The organism is Brachybacterium ginsengisoli (assembly GCF_002407065.1).
In the GTDB taxonomy this organism is placed as follows: Bacteria; Actinomycetota; Actinomycetes; order Actinomycetales; family Dermabacteraceae; genus Brachybacterium; species Brachybacterium ginsengisoli.
Genome location: NZ_CP023564.1, coordinates 854,855 through 874,310, shown reverse-complemented (window position 1 = coordinate 874,310; position 19,456 = coordinate 854,855). Strand labels below are relative to the sequence as shown.

The following is a 19,456-nucleotide window of genomic DNA, read 5'->3' as shown; positions in this document are numbered from 1 at the left end:
CAGCGACCGCCCGCCGCTGGGCCGGGCGCCCGGGATCGTGCCGGGTGCCGCGCGCCGCACGACTCGGAAGAAGGCTCCCCTCGATGCCCGATCTCCACGACCGGATCCCCACCCGCGAGAAGGTGCTGATCATCGGTGCCGGCCCGGCCGGCCTCGCCGCCGCCGCCTCGCTGAAGGCGCTGGACGTCCCCTTCGAGCTGGTGGACCGCGCCCCGCACGTCGGCGGGATCTGGAACCCGGAGCGCGAGGACTCCCCCGTGTGGCCCACGCTGGAGATGATCTCCTCCCGCGAGTACACGCAGTACGAGGACCTGGTCCAGCCGGTCTCCTTCCCGGAGTACCTCTCCCCCACCCAGATGGCGAAGTACCTGCGCGCCTATGCGGCCCGCCACGATCTCACCGAGCACTTCCGGCCCCGCACCACGGTGCGCTCCGCCCGGCCCTTCGACGAGGGCGTCTGGGAGGTCGAGCTGTCCACCGGCGAGGTCGGGATCTATCGCGCGGTGATCTCCGCCCATGGCATCTCCGAGCGCCCGCACCGCCCCGACTGGGCCGATGAGGTCCCCTCCTCGGTCCGCGTGATCCACGCCAGGGACTGGACCGGGGCCGATGGGCTCGAGGGACAGCGGGTGCTGGTGGTCGGCTCGGGGCAGTCCGCCGCCGACATCTCGGTCGACGCCTCCCGCCGCGCCCTCGAGGTGCGCTGGTCGATGCGCACCGGGCACTGGGTGGTGCCGCGCCGGATCGCCGGCATGCCGGGCGATGTCGCCGCCTCCCGTGAGCCGTCCCTGCTCGGGGGCCTGAACGCGAAGATCGCCGAGACCGTCATCCGCCGCACCGTGGGCCATCCGGCCGACGCGGGCCTGCCGGCCCCGGCGGCTCCTCTGCTCGAAGATGCGGTGATCGTCTCCGACGACGTGCTGGACCGGGTGCGCGAGGGTCGGATCACCCCGGCCGGTGCGATCACCGGCGTGGACGCCGACGGCTCCGTCACGCATCTCGCCGTCGGCTCCCATGCCGGGCACGTGCGCTTCGTCCCCGACCTGATCGTGCTGGCCACCGGGTACGAGACCGGCGCCGCGCACCTCCCCCAGGACCTGGTGCCCCGCACCGCCTCGGGCCGGCCGGACCTCTTCCTGGGTGCCTTCGCCCGCGGCCGCGACGACCTGGTGATCCTCGGTCAGCAGCGCGTCTCCGGCGGGATCCTGCCGATCCTCGTCGAGCAGGCGGACATCGCCGCCTACATGCTCGCCGCCACCCGGGACGGCTCCTCCCCCGCCGTCGAGCAGTTCCGCCGCCTGCGCGCCGGCAGCGAGGACGCGGTCCCCACCACGCCCGCACCCGCCGCCTCGGGCGTGCGCGGCCGGGTCGAGGGCCTGCTCGGGGCACGGAAGGTCACCGCACGCAGCACCTCCGGGACGGGAACCGACGAGGCCCTGGTCCCGCAGGTGGACCGGGACACCCTGCTCGCGCGCCTGCGCTCGGTGCGGGAGCTGTTCGCCTGAGACGGAGGGGCCGGCGGACGGCCGGCCCCGCTCCGCTCATGGTCGGTCGCACGCAGTCGCGCGGCCGACCGGTCCCGCCGCTCGTCGGCCCCGCGCCTGACCAGCCCTGCTGTCGGTCAGCCCTGCTGTCGGTCAGCCCCGCTGGGCGCGCGGCCGACGGGCGAAGACCAGGGCGCCGACCGCGACGGCCGTGGCCAGGACCACCGCCAGCACGGCGATCCCGGCGCGGCGCTGATCCGCCAGGGCGTCGGCCCACCAGGTGCGGCCCGTGGCCCCGAACCAGCTCGAGGCCATCAGGGAGTCGGTCAGCAGCAGGGTGATGCCCGCTGCGACACCCAGCAGCAGCGGCACAGAGATCACCACGGCGAGCGCCCAGCGCGGCCCCGCCGCGACGCGTGACGAGGCGGGCTCGGAGGCGGGCTCGGAGGCGGGCTCGGCCATCATCCGTCCGGCGAGGGCGGCCAGCGCACCGGCCGCGACGGCCAGCATCTGCAGGGCCAGGTGCGCGGCATGGCCGTCGAGCGCGAGGCGCAGCAGCGGGGAGACGTAGACGGTGATCAGCAGCAGCGGACCGACGGCGGCGAGCAGCGCCCCCGCCCACCAGCGGCCCCCGACGACGGCGCGCAGCCACGACGGGATCGTCATCGCCGCCCCGAGGAGCACTCCCGCGCACACCACCAGCAGCAGGTGCTGGAGGACGTGCGCCGAGATCAGCACCTTGCCGTAGACGTTCAGCGGACCGCTCGTGATCAGGACCGTCGCCGCGGCGCCGAGCACCAGGGCGAGGCTCTGCGACCGGGAGCGGGGCGGCGCGCTCGGACGCCACCACAGCAGCACCAGCACGCAGGCCAGGGCCATGCCGAACGGGTCCGGGCGCCAGGCGGCCAGCACCGTGAGCGGCTTCGGCGCGGCGGGCAGCGGGTACCCGGTGAGCACACCGGCGGGCCCGCCGGGCGGGGTCCCGGCCTCGGCCGGTGGCGGCGAGGAGCTCATCGCGGCGGCCAGGGCGACCGCGAGGCCCATCAGCGCGAGCTCGAGGATCGCGAGGCGGCGGTAGGTGCTGCGGGCCTGCTCCCCGGCCGCGGCGAGCTCTCGGGCCGCGGGCTCCCGGGACGCGGACGCCGCGAAGCCCACCTCGATCTGTCGGCGCTGCAGGGCACCCAGCGCTCCCAGGACCAGCAGCAGCACGGCCTTGGCGAGTCCCAGCTGGACATAGGCGCTGGTGAGGATGTCGCCGGGGCCGTTCATCCGGACGCTGAGCGCCCACACCCCGCTCAGGGCGAGCGCGATCCAGCAGATCAGGGCCAGATGGGAGTAGCCGCGGATCACCGGGGCGTGATCCCGGCCGCGGGCGGGCAGGAGCTGCAGCACCGCCAGTCCGCCCAGCCAGATCCCCACCGCCAGGAGGTGGATGAGCATCGTCGAGGTGCCCACCTCGTGGGTCTCGTCGCCGGCGGCATGACCGGTCATCGCCGCGGCGAAGGCCACCGTGGAGGCCAGCACGGCCACGATGCGGGCCAGGACCACCGAGGTGCCGAGCACCGCGACCGTCGTCGTCGCCGCCGCGAGGACCACCCCGGTGAGGAGCCAGACCCCGAGCTCGGTGCCCAGGAAGACCGGAAGGTCGGAGCCGAAGCGCGGTGAGGACACCGGCTGGCCGGTCGCGACCGCGTACGAGAACGCGAGCGAGGTGCCCCGCATCAGCGTGGTCGCCCCCGCCGCCACCGCGACGGCCAGCAGGACGCGGGAGCGGTCCGCCGGGTCCCGCAGCAGCCAGCCGCCGACGACAGCACCGCCGAGGGTCAGCGCCCCGGCGAGGTCGGCGAGCATCGAGGCGATCGGCGCGCCGTGGCGGGCGAGCGCCCCGGCGTCCAGCAGCACGAGGTTGTCGCCGCCGGCCGCGTCGGCGGCGAGCACGGCGATCACCGCGAGCACCGCGAGCACCGCGAGGGCGCCGAGGAGCAGCAGCATCGTCGCGGGTCGGGGCCGCGACGGGAGGGTCGTCGTCATGAGGCGAGCACCAGTCCCAGCCACAGCGCGGCCATCCCCACGCCGACGCTCAGCAGCAGGTAGGCCAGGGCGAGGGAGAAGGTATGGCGGCGCACGAGCTCAATGACGTCGCTCGCCGCGGTGGACAGGGTGGACAGACCGCCGCAGAAGCCGGCGGCGAGCATCATGTACATCAGCTCGCCCCCTCCTCCGGACGATCCGATGAGCGAGACCACGACGCCCAGCACGAAGCAGGCCAGCACATTGGCCGGCACTGTCGTCCAGGGTCCGATCTCCTCGCGGAGGTGCTCCCGTCCCTGCGCCGCGACGAGGCGCAGGCCGAGCGTGCGGATCCCCCAGCGGAGCACGGAGCCGGCGCCTCCGCCGACTCCCACCAGCAGCATGGCCGCCAGGAAGGTTCCCGCGCTCATGCGCTCTCCTCCTGGTCCGAGGGGCGGTGGTCGAGCTGCCGCTGCGCCAGGCGGCGCCCGCCGAGCAGACCGAGCACGACGGCGCCCAGGCACAGCACCACGGTCGAGGTCGCATAGGTGATGGCGAGGACCGGGAAGTCGGCACCGATCATCGCAGACCCCTCGAGCACCACCGTCGAGAAGGTCGTGAACCCACCGCACAGGCCGGTGCCGAGCAGCGGCGTCAGCCAGGGACGGGGAGATCGCACCTCGAGGGTCCCGTTCAGCAGACCGAGCCCCAGGCAGCCCAGGAGGTTGACCCAGAGGGTCGTCCAGGGGAGCTCGACCAGGGTCGGGGTGGTCACGGCGGGGGCGATCACCGTCAGGGAGAACCGGAGCATCGCCCCGACCGCTCCCCCGGCCGCGACCAGGAGCGCCGTGCGCCACGGGGCCAGATCGGCGTGGACCGGTCCGGAGTCGAGGGTCTCGGAGTCGGTGACCTCGTCGATGCGCAGGGCCGCCATCTCGACGGTGTGCATCCGCGGATCGGTGCTGCGCGATCCGCGCGGCGCGGGAGAAGGGCTCGAGGTCACCGCCACAGCGTACCGAGGGCCCCCGCGCAGCGGCTGAGCACGGCGCGGATGCCGCTCAACCCCACACGAGGCCGAGGGACGGATCCTCCAGCACGGCGCTCACGTCGCGCAGCAGCTCGGCGCCCAGGGCGCCGTCGATGAGGCGGTGGTCGAAGCTCAGCGAGAGCGTGGCGACCTGGCGCGGGACCACCTGGCCGTCGACCACCCAGGGCTTCTCCTTGATCGCACCCACGCCGAGGATCGCGGACTCCCCCGGGTTCAGGATCGGCGTGCCCGAGTCGATGTCGAAGACGCCGTAGTTGGTGACCGTGATGGTGCCGTCGCGGGTGTCCCGCAGGGAGGTGCGCCCGGCGCGGGCGGTGCGGGCGAGCTCGCTGATGCCCTCGGCCAGCTCGCGCAGGGTCATCAGGTGCGCGTCCTTGAGGTTCGGGACGATCAGGCCGCGGGGCGTGGCCGCGGCGATGCCGAGGTTCACGTAATGCTTGTAGACGATCTCCTGCGCGGCCTCGTCCCAGGAGCCGTTGACCTCGGGGTTGCGCCGGATCGCGACCAGCAGCGCCTTCGCGATCACCGCGAGGGGGCTGACCTTCACGTCGGCCCACTCGCGGGAGGCCCGCAGGGTGCTGACGATCCTCACCGCGTTGGTCATGTCGATCTCGTTGAAGACCGTGACGTGCGGGGCGGTGAAGGCCGAGGCCACCATCGCCTCGGCGGTGCGCTTGCGCACCGAGCGGATCGGCACCCGGGTGGTGCGCTCGTCGGTCGTGACGCCCGAGAACGGCTGGTCGCGGGTGGACTTCATCGCCCCGCCGAGGCCCTCGGGGGCCTGCGGGGACTCCTCGGGGAAGAAGTCGCCGTCTCCGTCGGCGCCTCCGAAGGCGCGCTGCTGGGCGGCGAGCACGTCCTGCCGCGTGACGGTCCCCTCGGGACCGGTGGCGAGCACGTCGTGCAGGGCGATGCCCAGATCGCGGGCGAGCTTGCGCACCGGCGGCTTGGCGAGGATCCGATCGATCGGGACCTGCTGCTCGTCCACGGACTGCGCCTGCTCGGCACGGCGACGGCGGCGCCGCTGCGGGGCCGAGCGGGAGCCGTAGCCGACGAGGTTCTTGGGCTCCTCGCTCGCGGGCTCGGCGGCGGGCTCGGCGGCGGGCTCGGCGACAGTCTCTGCGCCCGACTCGGCGGGCGCCGGCACCTGCTCGGCGAGCTCCTCGGCCGACGGATCTGCCTCGACCTCGTCGTCCGCACCCGCCCCGGGTGCCGGTGCCTCCTGCGAGCCGGCGGGGGCCGGCTCCGCGGCGGAGGCCGCGCCGTCGGAGGTGTCGATCTGGATCAGCCCGGCGCCGACGGCGACCTCGTCGCCCACCTCGACCAGGACCGCGACGACGGTGCCGGCCACATGGGTGGACAGCTCGACGGCGCTCTTGGCCGTCTCGACCTCGACCACCGGCGCGTTGATCTCGACCCGGTCGCCGACGGCCACCTTGATGTCGAGGATCTCGGCCTCGGTGAGGCCCTCGCCGGGATCGTTCAGCGGGACGGTGACGATCGGCGAGCCGGTCGGACCGGTGGAGGCTGCAGTCATGGTCGTGATCCTTTCACGCAGGGGAGGCGTCCGTCAGTGCTCGAGCAGGCGGTCCACGCCGTCGAGCACCCGGTCGAGGTCGGGGAGGTAGGCGTGCTCCATGCGGGCCGGCGGGTACGGGAGGTGGTACCCGCCCACGCGGAGCACGGGCGCCTCGAGGTGGTAGAAGCACTGCTCGGAGATGCGTGCGGCGATCTCGCCGCCGAGCCCGCCGAGCACGGGCGCCTCGTGGACGATCAGCAGGCGGCCGGTGCGGCGCACGGACTCGGCGATCGTCGGGAAGTCCACCGGGGCCAGGGAGCGGGCGTCGATGACCTCGAGCTCGATCCCGTCGGCCGCGGCGGCCTCAGCGGCCTCGAGCGCGAGCGGCATCGACGGGCCCCAGGCCAGCAGGGTCGCGTCGGTGCCGGGACGCACGATCTTCGCCTCCCAGGGCGAGAGCTCGGGCCGTCGGTCCGGATCCACGTCCCCCTTGACCCAGTAGCGGCGCTTGGGCTCGAGCAGGATCACCGGGTCCTCGGACTCGATCGCCTGGCGGGTCATCCAGTACGCGTCCTGCGCGGTGGCGGGGGCGAGGATCCGCAGCCCGGCGGTGTGCGCGAACAGCGCCTCGGGGCTCTCCGAGTGGTGCTCGACCGCGCCGATGCCGCCGCCGTGCGGGATGCGGATGACCATCGGCAGGTTCACGGCGCCGCTGGTGCGGCTGTGCATCTTCGCGACCTGGGTGGTGATCTGGTTGAACGCCGGGAAGACGAAGCCGTCGAACTGGATCTCGACGACGGGGCGATAGCCGCGCACGGCGAGGCCCAGCGCAGTGCCGACGATGGCGGCCTCGGCCAGCGGGGTGTCCACCACCCGCTGGGAGCCGAACTCGGCGTGGAGCCCATCGGTGACGCGGAAGACGCCGCCGAGCACCCCGATGTCCTCGCCCATCAGCAGGACGTGGTCGTCGGCGGTCATCGCATCGCGCAGCCCGGCGGTGATGGCCTTGGCGATCGGCAGGGTGGTGGAGGAGGCGCTCATGCGTCGGTCCCTTCGTCCTCGTCCTCGAACTGTGCGACGTACTCGAGGTACTCCGCGCGCTCGGCCTCGACGACCGGATGGGGCTCGGCGTAGGCGTGGGTGAACATGTGCACGGGGTCCGGATCCTCCATGCCGTGGATGTGGTGGTGCAGCTGCATGGCGAGGTCGTGGGCCTCCTCGTCGCAGCGGGCCACGTGCTGCTCGTCGATCTCGTCGATCTGCTCGAGGTGGCGGCGCAGGCGCAGGATCGGATCCTTCTCGGCCCACTCCGCCTCCTCGGCGGCGGGCCGGTAGCGGGAGGCGTCGTCGCTCGTGGTGTGCGAAGCCATGCGATAGGTCAGGGCCTCGACGAACAGCGGCCCGTTCCCGGAGCGCGCCGAGTCCAGGGCGGTGCGCACGGCGCCGAGCACGGCCAGCACGTCGTTGCCGTCGACCCGCACGGAGGGGATGCCCCAGCCGCGGGAGCGCTGGGCCAGCGGCACCCGGGACTGCACCTGGGTCGGGACCGAGATCGCCCACTGGTTGTTCTGGGTGTAGAAGACGACCGGGGCCTGGAAGGAGGCCGCGAAGGTGAAGGACTCGGAGACTTCGCCCTCGGAGGAGGCGCCGTCCCCGAACAGGGTCAGCACGGCGGTGTCCGTCTCCGGGTCGCCGGTGCCCACCACGCCGTCGCGCTGCAGGCCCATCGCGTAGCCCACCGCGTGCGGGGCCTGCGAGCCGAGGACGAGCATGTACGGGTGGGTGCGCAGCTCGTTGGGGTCCCAGCCGCCGTGGCTGACGCCGCGGAAGAGCTCCAGCAGGCGCCAGGGCTCGATGCCGCGCGCCCAGGCCACCCCGTGCTCGCGGTAGGTGGGCACCAGGTAGTCCTGCACGCGGGAGGCGTGGCCGGCACCGATCTGCGCGGCCTCCTGACCCAGCGCGCTGGCCCACAGGCCCAGCTGGCCCTGCCTCTGCAGACTGGTGGCCTCGAGGTCCGCGGCGCGGATCATCACCATGTCGCGGTAGTAGCCGCGCAGGCGCTCGGGGGTGGCCAGTCCGCTCTCCTCGAGCACGGCGTCGAGCTGCTCGTGCGGGGTGCGGGTGCCGTCGGCCGCGAGGAGCTGGACCATCGGCTCCTCGGCCGCGACATCAGGGATCGTGGATCGGAAGACGCTCACGCCGGGAAGCGTAACCTACGGTGCCGTAGGTGTCACGGAGCGCCCCGTCCCAGGCCTGCGACCTGGCGTGTCGCGCCTGTCGAAGGAGATCCTCCCCTCGATCACAGTGTCGCCCTCCGTCGACGGGCCGTCGGCCGGTGGGACGTCCAGCACCAGGCGGCCGACGGGAACGCGGTCCGCCGCCTCGACGGGCAGGTCGCGCAGGGCGTGCGGCGGGGCCAGCGCACCGAGCACCGCGGCTCGGCGCGCTCCGGTGTGCGCGGTGCCGTCGGCGCGCGCGATGGTGCCGGGCAGGCCGTGGGCGCCGAGGTAGCCGAGCAGGGCGATGAGCAGGGCCTCCTTGCCGTCGGCGGGGATGCCCAGCTCGTCGGCGTCCAGGAGCGGCACCGGGTCGAGGTGCGCGGCCAGGCGCTCCCGCAGCAGCGGGTTGCGGATCCCTCCGCCGGAGGCGACCACGCGGGAGACGCCGAGCGGGGCGATGCCGCGGGCGATCGTCACCGCGGTCAGCTCGACCAGGGTCGCCAGCAGGTCGGGCAGGGTCATCGCCGCGAGCATCTCGGGGCCGAGCAGGCGGTGCACGTGCTCGGCGTCGAAGTGCTCCCGCCCGGTGGAGCGCGGCAGGGGCCGGGCGTAGAAGGGCTCGCCCAGAAGCGTCTCGAGGGCGGCGGGGTCGACCCGGCCCTGCCGGGCGAGCGCCGCGTCCAGGTCGGCGGGGGCGCCGGTCGCGGCGTGCACGGCGGCGTCCAGCAGGGCGTTGCCCGGGCCGAGGTCGCCGGCGACCACCTCCCCCTCCCCCACGACGGTCACGTTCGAGATGCCGCCGATGTTCAGCACCGCGGTGCGTCCGGTCCCGCCGCCCAGCAGCAGCTGGTCCAGGATCGGGGCCAGCGGAGCGCCCTGGCCGCCGGCGGCGACGTCCGCGGCGCGCAGGTCGAAGAGCACCGGGGTGGAGGTGGCCTCCGCGATCCGGGAGGCGTCGCCGATCTGCAGCGTGCCGCTCACCCGGCCGTCCGCGTCGACGTCGTGATGGAGGGTCTGGCCGTGGGTGGCGACGAGGTCGGCGCCGCCATGGCGGGCGAGCGCCCGGGCGGCGGCGTCCGCGAAGGCGGCGCCGGCGGCGGCGTGCAGGCGGTTCCAGGTGGCGATGTCGGCGGGGGCGGGCGGCAGCACGGCCCGCAGCGCGTCCCGGGTGCCGCCCGGCCAGGACTCCTCGCCGACGTGGAGCAGCCGGGCCCGCAGCGTCGAGGCATCCTCCGGGTCCCGGTCGAAGTCCGCGAGCACCACGTCGATCCCGTCGAGGCTGGTGCCGGACATCATCCCGAGGATCCGCATCACCCCTCCACTCGCCGCAGCAGCGCGGCCGCGGCACGCATCATGGTGCGCCCCGCGCCGTGGGCGAGCACCAGCCGGCGGTGGTCCGGGGCTGCGGCGGGCACCCCGGTGTGGACCACGATCGTGTCGGGACGGCGCGCGAGCAGCGCGGCCAGGCGCGCACCCTCCTCGGGGTCGCTGCGCGGCAGCCGGGTGAGGGCGAGCAGCTGGGCGGCGTCGTCCACCTGGTCGGGGTAGTCCGGCTCCGCAGCGGAGATGCCCTGCTCCTGCAGCGCGGCCACGAGCTGCTGGGCGCGGGAGCCGGACGCGTGCTGGGCTCGGAACCTCAGGTCGACCACGGTGGCGGGCCGCAGGTCGAGGGCGGCGTGGCGGGCGCGGACCGCGCGACCCGCGGCCTCGGCCCCGAGCTGCTCGGCGCGGGCCAGGGCGTCCTCCAGCGGCGGGGCGGGGACGAAGCGTCGACGGGTGCGCAACGTGCGCAGCCGGGCCCGGGTCCGCTCGGCGCGGTCGCGGAGGGTCGCGCGATCCAGGCGCCCGGCGTCGACGGCGTCGATCAGGGCGTCATGCGCTTCGCGGAGCATCTGCTGGTCGTCCTTCCGCATCGAGGTCCCCAGGCACAGCAGGTCCGCGCCCGCCTCGATCGCCCGCACCGCCGCCTCGCCGTAGCCCGGATCGGCGGCGACGGCGGCCATGTCCAGGGCGTCGGTGATGACCAGGCCCTGGAAGTGCCCGCCCACGGCGCGGTCCAGCAGCGGCCGCGCCCAGGGCGCGATCGAGGCGGGACCCTCGCCGAGGGCGGGGACGAGCACATGGGCTGTCATGACGCTGTCGAGCCAGGGCGCGATCCGCCAGGGCGCCAGGTGGTCGCGCTCGAACTCGCGGGCGTCGAGACCGATCCGCGGCAGCGCCGTGTGGGAGTCGGTGTCCGTCGCGCCGTGGCCGGGGAAGTGCTTCGCACAGGTGCCCAGCCCTGCCTCGATCAGGCCGGTGGCGAAGGCCCGTGCGTGGGCGGCGACCCGGTCGGGGTCGTCGCCGAAGGAGCGGGTGCCGATCACGGGGTTCGCCGGATCGGTGGAGACGTCCAGCACCGGTGCGAGGTCCAGATCGAGGTCGCAGGCGGCCAGCAGGCCGCCCAGCGCGCTGCCCAGATGACGGGTGAGCTCGATGTCGTCGACCTCGGCGAGCGCCCACGCGGTGGGCAGCGCCGAGCCGGCCCCCGCCTGGAGTCGCGTGACGTCCCCGCCCTCCTCGTCGATCGCGACCACGCAGTCCTCGGCGCAGGCGTGGACCGAGCGCGACAGGCGCGCGGCCGTCGGCAGATCCGGGGTGTTGTGACCGAAGAGGATCACGGAGGCCAGGCCCGCGCCGAGCACCTCGCGCATCCAGTCCGGCAGCTCGGTGCCGGTGAAGGGGGCCATGAGCACGCCGAGCGCGTCGGCGTCCCAGGTCCGGGTCCCCGAGGAGGTGATATCCATGCTTCAGCATCGCACGGCGGCGAGGCCGGGGTGCGCCGCGCTGTCCGACTTCTCTACGATGTCACGATGGCGAACATTCTTGTTGTCGACGACGATCCCGACATCGTGGAGCTGGTCTCCCTGAAGCTGCGCTCCTCCGGGCACGAGGTCACGGCCGTCGGCTCCGGGGAGGCGGCGCTCGACACCCTCGCCACGCGCACGGACGTGGATCTCGCGGTGGTGGACCACATGATGCCCGGGATGACCGGGGTGGACCTCGTCCGCGCCCTGCGTGCCGGCGGGTCGACGCTGAAGGTCCTCATGCTCACGGCGCGGAGCCAGGAACGAGATCTCGAGAACGGGTTCACCGCCGGTGTCGATGACTACATGACCAAGCCGTTCTCGCCTCGTGAGCTCGCCGCACGCGTCACCTCGATGCTGTCCCGCCGATGATCTCCCTCGAGCCCGGGCTCGTGCTCACGGCCCTGATGGCGCTGTGGGCGGCCATCGCGCTCGTGCTCTTCGCGCTCGGCATCGTGCACGCGGTGCGTGCAGCCCGTGAGCGCCGGCGCGAGGACCTCGCGTCCAGGGCGCGTCCCCTGGTGATCCGCTTCGCTCTCACGGAGGACGAGGACCCGGCGCTGATGACGCCCCTCCGCGAGGCGCGCGGACCCTTCGGCGACCAGGTGGACGAGCGCCTGCTCGCGGTGCTCGAGACCCTGCGCGGCGAGGCGCGCGGGCGCGTCGCCGCACTGCTCGTCGAGCGCGGGCACCCGACGCGGCTGAGGCGACTGGCCGGCGCGCGACGCTCGATGACGCGGGCCTCGGCGATCCGCCGGCTGGGACAGCTCGCGCTGCCGATGGATGAGGATCTGGTGCTCGCCGCGACCTCCGATCGCTCGCCCGTCGTACGGACCGTGGCGGTGCGCGCCGCCGCCTCGTACCCGTCCGCCCGTGCGGTCGTCACCGTGCTCGATCAGCTGCGCGGTCGCGGCGAGGTCCCCTCGTTGGTGGTCACCACCTCGCTGATCGGCCAGGGGACCGCATCCTCCGCGGCGCTCGGAGCGATCCGCGCCGGGCTGGACGACCCGCTCGCCCAGGTCCGCGCCGCGTGCGCCCAGACGCTCGGAGAGCTGACCAGCGCGTCCGATGCCGATCGGCTCGCCCTGCTGCTCCGCCGTGACCCCACCCCGTCGGTGCAGTTCGCCGCCGCGCACGCCCTGGCGCGGGTGGGCCGCGCCTCGTCGATCCCGGCCCTTCTCGAGGGCACCCGATCCCCGTGGGGCCCGGTGCGCACCCATTGCCTCCTGGCCCTCCTCGCGCTTCCGCGGGACGTCACGGCGTCTGCGATCACCGAGGTGGCTCGTCGCGGTGACGCGCTCCTGACCCCTCTGCTGCCGCCGTCCGATCGACCTGCCGGGAGCCGCTGACCATGCTCGACCTCTTCGACCTCACGGGCACCGCCGCCCACGACATCGTGCGCATGGTGCTGGTGTGGACCGCGTGGCCGACCCTGCTGTACTTCGTCGCCCTCAACCTGACCTACGCGGTCCTGGTGCTGCTGGGATTCGTCGACATCCGCCGCTCGGCCTCGCGCCGCTCCGTGCTCGATCTCGCCGAGTCGGCGACTGCCCCCGTCTCCCTCGGGCTCACGGTCGTGATGCCCGCGTACAACGAAGCCGCCGTCATCACGGACTCCGTGCGCTCCTCCCTGGCGCTGGACTACCCCGATCACGAGGTCGTCGTGGTCAACGACGGCTCCACCGACGACACGCTGGAGGTGCTGAGGACAGCGTTCGACCTGGTCCCCAGCACGCGCAGAGTGGACCCGGGGCCGCAGGTCGATCTCCGCGGCCGGATCCGTCAGGTGTACGAGGCGAAGGATCCCGGCACGCCGCTGATCGTGGTGGACTCGGAGAACTCCGGCCGGTCCGATGCCACCAATGCCGGCATCGGCCTAGCGGCGAAGGACCTGGTGGTCATCTTCGACGCGGACTCGATCATGGACCCCGACGCGCTGCTGCTCGCCGTGCAGCCCTTCCTCGACGATCCCCTGCGGGTGGTGGCCGTCGGCGGGAACATCCGCGCCGTGAACGGGAGCCGGGTGGTCGCCGGCCGCGTCACGGAGGAGGGAATGCCTCGGGGGTGGCTCGCCCGCTTCCAGGTCGTCGAGTATCTGCGGGCGTTCAGCCTGGGCCGCGCCGGGTGGTCGCGTCTGCGCACGCTGCTGCTCATCTCGGGAGCCTTCGGGGTCTACCGGCGGGATGTCCTGCTGACGGTCGGTGCCTTCGATCCGGACACCATCGGCGAGGACTTCGAGCTCACGCTCAAGGTCCACCGCTGGTGCCGGCGCCGTGGCCGCGCCTATCGAATGGTCTTCGCCTCGGACCCGACCTGCTGGACCGAGGTGCCCGACAACCTGCCCGTCCTGCGCCGACAGCGGGTTCGCTGGCACCGAGGGCTGTGGGAGGTGCTGTGGATGCACCGGGACATGCTCCTGAACCCCCGCTACGGCAGGATCGGGATGATCGGCCTGCCCTACTACTGGCTGTTCGAGCTGTTCGCCCCGCTGTTCGAGCTGCTGGGGACGGTGCTCATCGTCGCCGCGCTGGTCACCGGGGCAGTGGATGCCGGGATGGCCCTCGCGCTGCTGGGGATCGCCCTCGGATGCGGGATCCTCGTGACCGTGCTGTCGATTCTGCTGGAGGAGTCCTCCCGCCGACGTCGATCGACCGCCCGAGACCTCGTGATCATGATCAGCTGCGCCTTCCTCGAGAACCTCGGATACAGACAGCTCACCGCCGTGTGGCGGATCCAGGGCTGGTGGCAGGCCCTCCGCGGCCGCAAGGCCGTGTGGGGCGAGATGACCCGCACGGGCTTCACAGGATCTTGAGGACCGGTCTCTCAGGTCCGGACCAGAGGGATGACCATCTCGACGCGAGTCCCCCTGCCGACCCGTGAGGAGATGGTGAGTTCCCCGCCGTGAGCACGGACGATCCGGCGGGTGATCATCAGGCCCAGTCCGTACCCGGCGACCCCTGATTCGGTCGCCGTGCGGGCACGGAAGTAGGGCGTGAACAGCTTCTGCAGATCCTCCTGGTCGATGCCGATGCCCTCGTCGGCGACGTGGAGCCGGGCGGCCTGCCCCTCCACGCCGAGTCGCACCGTGATCAGACCCCCCTCGTGCGCGTACTTCACCGCGTTGGACAGGATGTTGTCGAGGGCCTGACCCAGGCGCTCGGGATCCGCGTTGAGCAGCTCGACCTCGCGATCGACGCCGCTGACCGCCCAGCGCAGGCGTCGGGAGTCCGCCCGCGGACGGATCGAGGCGAGCTGCTGCCCGACCAGCTCGTCGAGGGCGATCGCTCGCGGAGCACCGGTGCGGGAGCCGACCCTGTCGGCGCTCACGGTGCGAGCAGTCTCCAGCAGCCCGAGGATCAGCTGCTGGAGCCTGACGACATTGCGGCCGACCACGTGCAGATGCGCGCGGATCGTCTCCGTATCGCCGCCGCCCTCCTCGGCGATCTCGTCCTCGACGAGCTCGATGTATCCCGAGATCGAGGTGAGCGGAGTCTTCAGCTCGTGCGAGACGTTCGCCAGGAACTGCTCCTCCTGCAGCACGGCGGCGAGGGAAGCGGTCACGTCGTGGACGACCACGAGCATCCGCGCCTCGTCGAGTCGGGTGGAGCTCACCGACAGAGCGATCCGGCGCCCGTCCTCCAGGTCCACCCAGACGGCCGCGCCGTCGAGCTCGGCCCCGCCCGCCGCGCGGGCCAGGGGGTTCCGCGCCGGCGGGAGCGGTGTGCGCCCGTTGTCGGCGAAGACCGGGTCCCTGAGCAGCTCGGGGATCGCCCGTCCGCTCGCGATCCCGCCGAGGCGACCATCGACCTCCACCAGCTCCCCCTCCTCGCCGAGGACCAGGGAGACCACACCGAGCGCCGCACTGACGGTCTGCAACCGACGCCTCTGCTCCTCGAGTCGGGCCACAGCACCGGCCACCACGAGCGCCACTGCTCCGGTCAGGACCGTCGTGGCCAGACCCCGGGAGATCAGGTCGATCGCCGCCCACTCCGGCGAGATGAGCAGACCCAGCACCATCGAGCAGACGCCGAACGCGACGCCGATCGTCACGCCGCGAAAGCGATAGCGCGCCGCCAGCCAGACGATGGGGACCGCCATCAGGAAGCCCTGGAACCCTCCGGCGTTGACCACGGACCACCGGCACACCGCGAGGACCAGCAGATCGACGAAGGGAAGGACCACCATGAGGTGCCCGGTCCAGCGCCGCGATACGCGACCGGTCCGCGAGGAGAGCAGGGCGAGGACCAGGGCGAGGGTGAGCAGGTGGACCACGGTCTGGCCCGTCCAGTACAGCCAGGGGATCCCGAGCCCCTGGTCGTCGACGACCACGATGCCCAGAACCATGCAGGTGGACAGAGCGAGCTGATGGGCGAGCGCCGAGACGGGACCGACCGGCTCGTCGAGTGAGTCCCTCGACGTCCGAAGGAGTCCGCGCACGCGCAGTGTGAGGAGGTGGAGGTTCACCACTGCACTCTAGGTGTCCGAGGAGCCCGCCCACGGCCGACGGGCCGGGAGGAGGACTCCGTCCGGCCCGTCGGCCGCCGGTGCTGCCTGCGGGAGCGGCGCCGGGCCTCAGGCGCCGAAGAGCCGTCGGATCCCGGCGAAGGGCCCTCGGCGCGGAGCGGGATCGACCCCCTGGTCCTCGACCGGTGCTTGCGCGGGGACCGCCGCGCCGGCCGCCTCCGGTCGCTCCTCCATCGGCGGCTCACCTGCTTCGATGGTGACCGAGAGCCGGGTGATCCGGCCGTGCTCGTCGAGGGTGGAGGTGGCGGAGAGCCGTCGGCCCTGTGCATCGGCGATCACGTCGACGGAGGCTCCATCGGCCGCTCTCCCTGGCTGCGCCTGCCAACCGGGCAGCAGGCGGGCGAGCCCGTCGAAAGCCCATCCGATGTCGTCGAGCATCGCGGCGGAGCGGCCGAGCGCGGTGGCGATCGACTCGAGGCGCACCGGCGGCAGCTCCAGGGGCAGGTCCCGCAGCAGCACGCAGCCCCGAGAGCCCCCGCCGGCGGGGAAGGTGTAATAGAGGGCCTCGGGACCGAACACCTCCAGACCGATGCGCCCCACCTCGTGCGCGACCTCGGCGATGACCTCGCGCTGATCCTGTCCCTCGGGGAGGTCGTAGTCGATCTCCTCGGCGGTCAGCGCCGGCAGGCTGTGGGCCGTCCCGTGCTCGCGCAGCCGCTCGGCGAGGGGGTCCGGGCCGACCAGGTCGACCAGCTGCGAGGACCAGGCCCACAGGAGGGTCGCCGGGCGGGCGGCGACGGAGGCCAGCAGGTCGGCGCGCCCGCTCAGCGCACGGTCCTCGGACCGGAAGGTCAGCGCATGGGCGGCGAGGTCGAGGTCCCAGCGGTACTCGCCCAGCGCCTCGGTGAGCGCGGCGTCGAGCGCGACCTGGCGCTCCACGGCGAAGAGCGCGGTGTGCTGTGCGGTCCTGCGGAAGTCCGGCCTGTTCATGCCGCGAGCCTATGAGCCGGGCCGACGGACCGGAAGGGGGACTTCTCCCCTCCCGGCCCGTCGGCAGAAGGCTCACTCCGCGGCAGTGCCCGTGCGCGCCTCCTGCTCGGCGTACAGCGCCTCGAGGTCCAGCGGCTCCTGATCGGCGTCGAGGTCGACCACGGGCAGCGGGCTCTCGCCGAGGTCGTGGATCTCCAGTCGCTCGCCGCCCTGGTTCATCGACTGGTGGGCGATGACGCCGGGCAGGGTGTAGCGGGCGGCCTGCCAGGCATTGACCAAGGGCTGGTGGCCGTCCGCCACGGCGCGCGCGAAGTCGTCCACGAGGAAGTGGTGCGCCCCCTCGTGCCCGTTGGGCATGCCCTGGAACTCCTTGGGCAGGCGGGCCTGATGGTGCACCTGGGCGGCGCCGGCGACGAAGGCGTCGCGCAGGGCCGGGGAGACGTCCGCCAGCCGCGGGTCGTCCAGGCTCATGGTGGAGCCGGTGGCGATCAGCTCGGTCACGTCCAGCACGCGCTTCTTGTCGTGCCAGTAGGTGACGTCGACCGTCTCCTCGAAGCTGGACTCCTCGCCGAAGAAGCGGAAGCGGGACTCGCGCTTGTGGCTGGGGTAGCCCACGCGGCGCAGCTCGTTGGTGCGGAAGGCCCCGCCGTTGTCCATCCCGAACAGGGCGAAGGCGTTGGAGACGTCGTTGCCGAACATCGAGACGTCCTTGTCGAAGACGCCGTCGCCGCGGGTGTCGGGGCGACCGAGGGCGGAGACCGAGGTCGCGTAGCGCTCGCCGATCACGCCGAGGATGCCGCCGATGGAGTGGGTCGGGTAGAGCAGAGGCGGGTAGGAGGCGGTGGACTTCCACTGCTCGCCGCCGGAGTACTTGTAGGCGTCGTAGAAGCCCAGGTCCATGTCATGGACGTAGTCGCCCTCGGCGTAGAACACCTCGCCGAAGGCACCGGAGCGGTGGATCCGTCGGGCCAGGACCACGGCGGCGTTGTACTGGCTGGTCTCGCCCATCATGTAGACCAGGCCCGTGCGCTGCACCTCCTCCGTGATCTGACGGATCTCCTCCTCCTCGATGGCCATCGGCACCGCGGAGTAGACGTGCTTGCCCGCGCGCAGCGCGGCCAGGGCGTGCTGACCGTGGGTCCAGCGCTGGGTGAAGATCGCCACCGCATCGACGTCGGAGGCGAGGAGGTCCTCGAGGGTGTCGAAGCGCTTGTCGAAGGTGACACCGCGCGCCTCCACCGCGTCGATCCTCTCGGGGACGGCGTCGACGGCGTAGAGCGCCTCGATCTCGGGGTGGGCGGCGAACAGCTCGGCGAAGTGGGAGCCGAACTGGCCGATCCCGATGATCCCCAGCGTGAAAGACATACTTCCTCCTTGAAATTAAGTGTCGGGAGGAACGCTACGCCAGCGCAGGGGCCTGGGCAAGCCCTTACAGGCGCCGCCATCTGCCGGATCTCCACAGATCGCGCCACGGCGGCACCTCGAGGCCCCGCGCGGCCATGCGGCGACGCAGGGAGCGCCGCGTGACCAGCATCCCCACCACGCCGACGGCGAGCAGCGGCAGCTGCACCGCGAAGGCGAGGCGGAACGCGTGGAGGTCGTAGTCCCCGTCGGGCCGCAGGAGGTCCAGCACCACGCCGATCAGCAGGATCGAGATCAGACCGCCGATGAAGCCGCCCATGATCACCATCCCGGTCGCCGTGCCCAGCCGGTGCCGGGCCAGGTCGGTGCGCGGGAAGTCGAAGCCGACGCTGCTGGCGGGCCCGCCGATCGAGAAGCCCGAGACCAGCAGGATCAGCAGCCACATCGGGGCGGGCCCCGGCCACAGCACGAGCGCGACCAGCGGGACCCCGATCGCGCCCACGATCAGCAGCACCAGGGTGGAGCGGCGCAGCGGATGGCGCTGGGTGAGCGCGCCGATCAGCGGTCCGCCGACGACGGCGACCACCACCAGCACGGTCATCACGGCGGAGGCCGCGGGGCGGCTGAGCCCCTCCCCCGCGGTGAGATACGGGTAGCCCCACATCATCGAGAAGGAGATGCCGGTGAACCCCGCGGTGAAGTGGGTGAAGAAGCCCAGCTGCGTGGAGGGATGGCGGATGATCCGGGAGAGCACCAGCGGGATCCTCGCGAGGTCCTGGCGCGCACGGGGCCGCGGCACGCCGGGCGGCGTGGCCCGGACCACCAGCAGCGCCAGCAGCGCCGCGACCGCGCTCACGGAGGCCGCGGCGGAGAAGGCGGTGCCCCATCCGGCCACGGTCAGCACCGCCACGAAGGGCACTGCGGAGGCGATCTGCCCGACCTGTCCCAGGATCCCCGTGAGCTGGGTGAGGATCGGGACCTTCGCGGCGGGGAACCAGGCGGGGACCAGTCGGATGGCGCTGGAGAAGGTCAGCGCGTCCCCGGCGCCCAGGACGATGCGGGCCCCCATCGCCACGCCCACCGTGTCCGTCTCGGCCATCAGCAGCTGACCGGCACCCATGAGCAGCGCGCCGGCCACCAGGGTGGCCCGGGAGCCGTAGCGGTCCAGCAGCACGCCGGCGGGGATCTGGCAGATCGCGTAGACCGCCAGCTGCAGCACCACGAAGGTGGAGACGATCGTGGCGGAGGCCCCGAAGCGCTCGGTGGCCTCGAGCCCGGCGACCCCCATGGTGGTGCGCTGCAGGACGGCGATCGAGTACGCGGTGACCGCGGCGATCCACACCACGTTCGCTCGGGCTCCGCCGAGTGCGGGGGCGGGCGCGGCGGGGGTGCTCATGGCGGTCCTTCGAGGTCGGGCGGGCGGTGTCAGTCGGTTCGGACGCCGCGGGCGCCCTCACCCACCTCGGCAGGGGCCCGACCACCATCGAGGGTATCCGTGAGAGGTGCTCGGACGG

Annotated in this window: 16 protein-coding genes; 4 read left to right on the top strand and 12 right to left on the bottom strand. The window is 73.1% G+C overall.

What is annotated here, in order from left to right; all coding sequences use genetic code 11:
* The first annotated feature begins 83 nt into the window (after positions 1-83).
* Positions 84-1,505, top strand: coding sequence for a flavin-containing monooxygenase (locus CFK41_RS03735; RefSeq protein WP_096798466.1), 1,422 nt, complete (start codon positions 84-86; stop codon positions 1,503-1,505).
* Positions 1,506-1,637: 132 nt separating this feature from the next.
* On the opposite strand, the gene CFK41_RS03730 is transcribed toward CFK41_RS03735, so the two are convergent.
* The 8 genes from CFK41_RS03730 to CFK41_RS03695 form a co-directional block, all read right to left on the bottom strand.
* Positions 1,638-3,515 (bottom strand): CopD family protein, encoded by a 1,878-nt coding sequence (locus CFK41_RS03730; RefSeq protein WP_096798465.1) that lies wholly within the window; start codon positions 3,513-3,515, stop codon positions 1,638-1,640.
* Entirely contained in the window at positions 3,512-3,925 is a 414-nt protein-coding gene (locus tag CFK41_RS03725) for a fluoride efflux transporter FluC (RefSeq protein WP_096798464.1), read from the bottom strand. Before CFK41_RS03725 ends, CFK41_RS03730 begins: the two co-directional genes overlap by 4 nt.
* Positions 3,922-4,497 carry a fluoride efflux transporter FluC gene (locus CFK41_RS03720; protein ID WP_227873195.1) on the bottom strand — a complete coding sequence of 192 codons (576 nt, stop codon included), beginning with the start codon at positions 4,495-4,497 and terminating at the stop codon, positions 3,922-3,924. The genes CFK41_RS03725 and CFK41_RS03720 overlap by 4 nt, the downstream gene beginning before the upstream one ends.
* A gap of 55 nt (positions 4,498-4,552) precedes the next feature.
* Positions 4,553-6,079, bottom strand: coding sequence for a dihydrolipoamide acetyltransferase family protein (locus CFK41_RS03715; protein ID WP_096798463.1), 1,527 nt, complete (start codon positions 6,077-6,079; stop codon positions 4,553-4,555).
* A 33-nt stretch (positions 6,080-6,112) separates the two neighbouring features.
* Positions 6,113-7,102 (bottom strand): alpha-ketoacid dehydrogenase subunit beta, encoded by a 990-nt coding sequence (locus CFK41_RS03710; RefSeq protein WP_096798462.1) that lies wholly within the window; start codon positions 7,100-7,102, stop codon positions 6,113-6,115.
* Entirely contained in the window at positions 7,099-8,211 is a 1,113-nt protein-coding gene (locus tag CFK41_RS03705; protein WP_096798461.1) for a thiamine pyrophosphate-dependent enzyme, read from the bottom strand. Before CFK41_RS03705 ends, CFK41_RS03710 begins: the two co-directional genes overlap by 4 nt.
* A 63-nt stretch (positions 8,212-8,274) precedes the next feature.
* Positions 8,275-9,573 carry an anhydro-N-acetylmuramic acid kinase gene (locus tag CFK41_RS03700; protein WP_407641138.1) on the bottom strand — a complete coding sequence of 433 codons (1,299 nt, stop codon included), beginning with the start codon at positions 9,571-9,573 and terminating at the stop codon, positions 8,275-8,277.
* Between the two features lie 17 nt (positions 9,574-9,590).
* On the bottom strand, positions 9,591-11,066 hold the full coding sequence (locus CFK41_RS03695; RefSeq protein WP_096798459.1) for a glycoside hydrolase family 3 N-terminal domain-containing protein: 1,476 nt from the start codon (positions 11,064-11,066) through the stop codon (positions 9,591-9,593).
* Between the two features lie 66 nt (positions 11,067-11,132).
* On the opposite strand from CFK41_RS03695, the gene CFK41_RS03690 reads away from it, so the two are divergent.
* The 3 genes from CFK41_RS03690 to CFK41_RS03680 are packed head-to-tail and all read left to right on the top strand — an operon-like array spanning position 11,133 to position 13,938.
* Positions 11,133-11,498, top strand: a complete 366-nt coding sequence (locus CFK41_RS03690; RefSeq protein WP_096798458.1) for a response regulator transcription factor — start codon at positions 11,133-11,135, stop codon at positions 11,496-11,498.
* Positions 11,495-12,475: a HEAT repeat domain-containing protein gene (locus tag CFK41_RS03685; protein ID WP_096798457.1), complete on the top strand. Its 981-nt coding sequence runs from the start codon at positions 11,495-11,497 to the stop codon at positions 12,473-12,475. The genes CFK41_RS03690 and CFK41_RS03685 overlap by 4 nt, the downstream gene beginning before the upstream one ends.
* A gap of 2 nt (positions 12,476-12,477) precedes the next feature.
* On the top strand, positions 12,478-13,938 hold the full coding sequence (locus tag CFK41_RS03680) for a glycosyltransferase family 2 protein (protein ID WP_227873194.1): 1,461 nt from the start codon (positions 12,478-12,480) through the stop codon (positions 13,936-13,938).
* Between the two features lie 11 nt (positions 13,939-13,949).
* Here the strand turns inward: CFK41_RS03680 and CFK41_RS03675 are convergent, their stop codons facing one another.
* The 4 genes from CFK41_RS03675 to CFK41_RS03660 all read right to left on the bottom strand — a co-directional run bounded on the left by CFK41_RS03675 (position 13,950) and on the right by CFK41_RS03660 (position 19,338).
* Positions 13,950-15,590, bottom strand: coding sequence for a sensor histidine kinase (locus tag CFK41_RS03675; protein ID WP_151904665.1), 1,641 nt, complete (start codon positions 15,588-15,590; stop codon positions 13,950-13,952).
* 108 nt (positions 15,591-15,698) lie between these two features.
* Positions 15,699-16,580 (bottom strand): DUF6882 domain-containing protein, encoded by an 882-nt coding sequence (locus CFK41_RS03670; protein ID WP_096798455.1) that lies wholly within the window; start codon positions 16,578-16,580, stop codon positions 15,699-15,701.
* Positions 16,581-16,652: 72 nt separating this feature from the next.
* Complete coding sequence (locus CFK41_RS03665) at positions 16,653-17,945, bottom strand: Gfo/Idh/MocA family protein (RefSeq protein ID WP_096798454.1); 1,293 nt, start codon at positions 17,943-17,945, stop codon at positions 16,653-16,655.
* Positions 17,946-18,009: 64 nt separating this feature from the next.
* Positions 18,010-19,338, bottom strand: a complete 1,329-nt coding sequence (locus CFK41_RS03660) for an MFS transporter (RefSeq protein WP_096798453.1) — start codon at positions 19,336-19,338, stop codon at positions 18,010-18,012.
* Positions 19,339-19,456 lie beyond the last annotated feature (118 nt).